Origin of the sequence: Caulobacter sp. (assembly GCF_049283275.1) — a bacterium.
GTDB lineage: Bacteria > Pseudomonadota > Alphaproteobacteria > Caulobacterales > Caulobacteraceae > Caulobacter.
This window is the reverse complement of record NZ_JBAPVS010000028.1, coordinates 1-3,044: the sequence shown is the minus strand read 5'-3', so window position 1 is coordinate 3,044 and position 3,044 is coordinate 1. Positions and strand designations below refer to the sequence as shown.

At 68.4% G+C, this 3,044-nt stretch carries 3 protein-coding genes; 2 read left to right on the top strand and 1 reads right to left on the bottom strand.

What is annotated here, in order from left to right; translation table 11 throughout:
- Positions 1-453: hypothetical protein (locus tag WAL33_RS01555; RefSeq protein WP_422177816.1), on the bottom strand; the 453-nt coding region annotated here is incomplete at its 3' end.
- 368 nt (positions 454-821) lie between these two features.
- Between WAL33_RS01555 and hisS the strand changes: the two genes are divergently transcribed.
- Both hisS and WAL33_RS01545 read left to right on the top strand, forming a co-directional pair.
- Positions 822-2,321, top strand: coding sequence for a histidine--tRNA ligase (gene hisS, locus WAL33_RS01550; RefSeq protein WP_422177814.1), 1,500 nt, complete (start codon positions 822-824; stop codon positions 2,319-2,321).
- Positions 2,281-3,044: ATP phosphoribosyltransferase regulatory subunit (locus WAL33_RS01545; protein ID WP_422177818.1), on the top strand; the 764-nt coding region annotated here is incomplete at its 3' end. The genes hisS and WAL33_RS01545, both read left to right, overlap by 41 nt.

Below are 3,044 nucleotides of genomic sequence, written 5' to 3'. Positions count from 1 at the left end.
TGTTTCTGATCCTTTGATCTCAATGACGTTCAAAATCTGGATCGTTGCCAGGACGTCGGGCTTCAAGTCTCTGGCACCTCCTTCGTGATCTCGAAGGAGTGTCTTGATCGCAGCCGCGCGGCGATTGCCTTCCACCACGACATATTTTGTCTTCGGGTCCATTCCTGCGCCCGTTTCTGCTGCAGGCTGGTTTGGCTCGTCCGAAAATGCTTCGACCACGATTTGCTCGAAAGGCACGAACCCGTTCGAGATAATGGACTCTCTCAGCGCACCTAAGTCGAAGGCCGGAGTTTCCTGGAGGAACTGAAGGGCCCGATCCTGTACGCCCTTTTCAGCGAAGCGCGCGCGTGTGACTGCGCGATAGCCTGGCAGGTCGTGGAAGCGATAATTATTCGGATCAAGAAGTAGTTGATCTGGGGTTAGCGTCAGGGCTTCAAGTTGCACGATGTCCACCGCTATTGCTCGGGGTTAGCCTATTGAAGTCAGGCCAAGTTGTGAATGACTAAGGCCTGTAGAGCGACCCGCGCATGCATTCCTGGCGTCGGAAGGAAGGCGGAAGCGAACGCTTTTGCCTCTGCGACGAGTCAGGGGCTCCCTTCCTGTTGTGCCCCCTTCCCCCGCCCCGCCTCATCCGCTATAGCCCCGCCACAATGACCCGTACGCCGCACCATCACGGCCGCCACCATCATCCGACCTCGCCTCGCGGGATCGGCCGGGTCCGTTCGCTCTAGCGAACCCCAGCCGCAGCCCCGCCCAAGGCGGATGGGGCTTGAGCTTAAAGCGCCATCCGTCGAGACCTACGACCAGGACCCGACGCGCGCATGACCGACACCAAAGACACTCCGGCGGACACGACCTTCCGCCCCGAGGCCCGCAATCCGCGCGGGTTCGCCGACAAGCGCGCCCGCGACCTGCGGGCCGAGCGGGCGATCCTGGAGGCGGTGTCGGCGGTCTATGAGCGCTACGGCTTCGAGGCGCTGGACACCGGGGCGTTCGAATATGCCGACGCCCTGGGCAAGTTCCTGCCCGACAGCGATCGTCCCAACGAGGGGGTGTTCGCCCTGCAGGACGACGACGACCAGTGGATGGCGCTGCGCTACGACCTGACCGCGCCCCTGGCCCGCTTCGCCGCCCAGAACTGGGAGACCCTGCCCAAGCCGTTCCGCCGCTACGCCTTCGGGCCGGTGTGGCGCAACGAGAAGCCGGGGCCGGGCCGGTTCCGCGAGTTCATCCAGTGCGACGCCGACACCGTCGGCTCGGCCCGTCCCGAGGCCGACGCCGAGATCATCGCCATGGCCGTGGCGGGTCTGGAAGCGGCGGGCCTGCCGCGCGGCGCGGCGGTGCTGAAGATCAACAATCGCAAGCTCCTGAACGGCCTGCTGACCGCGGCCGGGGTCGAGACCAACGGCCAGAAGCTCTCCGTGCTGCGCGCCGTCGACAAGCTGGACCGCCTGGGCGTGGAGGGCGTGCGCCTGCTGCTGGGCGAGGGGCGCCTGGACGAGAGCGGCGCCTTCACCAAGGGCGCGGGCCTGGTGGGCAAGGCGATCGACTCGGTGCTGGACTTCGTCCAGGCGGGCCCAATGGGGGGTGTCGGTGGTCGCGCCGACACCCTGGCCAAGATCGCCAATGTGATCGGCGGTTCGGCCGAGGGCGACGAGGGGCTGGAGGAACTGGCCAAGATCGACGCGGCGCTGAAGAGCCTGGGCGTGGCCGACGACCAGGCGCTCTTTGAGCCTTCAATTGTCCGTGGGCTTGAGTACTACACCGGCGCGGTGTTCGAGGCCGAGCTGCTGCTGTCGACCACGGACGACAAGGGCCAGAAGGTGTCGTTCGGCTCGATCGGCGGCGGCGGGCGCTATGACGACCTGGTGGCGCGGTTCACCGGCCAGCAGACGCCGGCCACGGGCTTCTCGTTCGGCGTCTCGCGCCTGGCGGCGGCGCTGCGGGCGGCGGGGCGTGAGCCCGGCGGCCAGGCGCGCGGGCCGGTGGTGATCATCAATTTCGACCAGGCTCACATGGGCGAGTACTTCTCCGTGGTCGGAGAGTTGCGCAATGCGGGCATCGCGGCCGAGGTCTATCTGGGGACCTCGGGCATGCGGCCGCAGATGAAATATGCCGACCGCCGCATGGCGCCGGCGGCCATCATGCTGGGCGGCGACGAGATCGCGGCCGGCACGGTGACCATCAAGGACTTGGATCTTGGGCGTGAGCTCGCCGCCGGCGTCGCCGACAACGCCGCCTGGAAGGCCGAGCGTCCCGGCCAGCAGACCATCCCGCGCGATCAGTTGGTCGCGGCGGTCAAAACGATCATCGGGGGTTGATGTGAGGCTCGAGCGTTCCCTTCCGGCGGAGGCGCTCGACGCCATCCGCGCTCCGTTCCTGACCGCCGGCGCGACGCCGACCGACGCGCCCGTGCTGCAGCCCCTGGGCCTGCTGCTGGACCTGGCCGGCGAGGCCATGCGCTCGCGGCTGTTCGTGGTCTCCGGCGATGCGGGCGAGGAGGCCTGCCTGCGCCCCGACTTCACCGTCGCCATCGCCCGCACGCACCTGGAGCGGGGGAACGGCGAGGGGCGCTACTTCTATGAAGGCAAGGCGTTCCGCGTCGCGCCGCGCGGCAGCGACCGGGCCGAGGAGTTCCTGCAGGTCGGGATCGAGGCCTTCGAGGCTGGCGATCCTGTGGCCGCCGACGCCGAGATCGCCGCCCTGGCCTGGGCTTCGGCCGCGGCCGGCGGGCGCTCGGACCTGACCCTGCTGTTGGGCGATGTGAGCCTGTTCTCGGCCTTCGTCGACAGCCTGGGCCTGACCCCGCCCCTGGGCGCGCGGCTGAAGCGGGCCTTCACCAGGCCGCGCCAGCTGAAGATCGAGCTCGAGGGCGGATCGTCGGCCCTCGGACAAGCCCCGGGCGAAGAGAAGAGCCGGATCGCCGCCTTGCTCGCCGGGCTGCCGGAGGCCGAGGCCTCGGCGGTGCTGCAGGAGCTGTGGTCCCTGGCCGGCATCGAGCCGGTGGGCGGGCGCCGTCCCGCCGAGATCGCCCATCGCCTGGT

What these genes read in the sequence shown, in the direction of transcription:
- hisS (WP_422177814.1), top strand. Translation starts at nt 822, where the DNA reads ATGACCGACACCAAAGACACTCCGGCGGACACGACCTTCCGCCCCGAG.